The sequence below is a fragment of the Psychromonas marina genome (assembly GCF_030161115.1).
GTDB lineage: Bacteria > Pseudomonadota > Gammaproteobacteria > Enterobacterales > Psychromonadaceae > Psychromonas > Psychromonas marina.
The window spans coordinates 1-631 of record NZ_BSPQ01000038.1; the positions used below are offsets into that span (position 1 = coordinate 1).

Below are 631 nucleotides of genomic sequence, written 5' to 3' on the forward strand. Positions count from 1 at the left end.
CGAGCGTTAATCGGAATTACTGGGCGTAAAGCGCGCGTAGGTGGTTAATTAAGTCAGATGTGAAAGCCCAGGGCTCAACCTTGGAACTGCATTTGAAACTGGTTAACTAGAGTTTTGTAGAGGGTGGTAGAATTTCAGGTGTAGCGGTGAAATGCGTAGAGATCTGAAGGAATACCAGTGGCGAAGGCGGCCACCTGGACAAAGACTGACACTGAGGCGCGAAGGCGTGGGGAGCAAACGGGATTAGATACCCCGGTAGTCCACGCAGTAAACGATGTCTATTAGAAGTTTGTGGCTATATGCCGTGGGTTTCAAAGCTAACGCATTAAATAGACCGCCTGGGGAGTACGGCCGCAAGGTTAAAACTCAAATGAATTGACGGGGGCCCGCACAAGCGGTGGAGCATGTGGTTTAATTCGATGCAACGCGAAGAACCTTACCATCCCTTGACATCCAGAGAATCACCTAGAGATAGATGAGTGCCTTCGGGAACTCTGAGACAGGTGCTGCATGGCTGTCGTCAGCTCGTGTTGTGAAATGTTGGGTTAAGTCCCGCAACGAGCGCAACCCCTATCCTTATTTGCCAGCGAGTTATGTCGGGAACTATAGGGAGACTGCCGGTGATAAACCG

The 631-nt window shown here is 50.6% G+C and carries 1 rRNA gene; it reads left to right on the top strand.

The features are described from left to right. Positions 1–631: ribosomal RNA gene (locus tag QQK09_RS19290) — 16S ribosomal RNA — on the top strand; the annotation flags it as partial.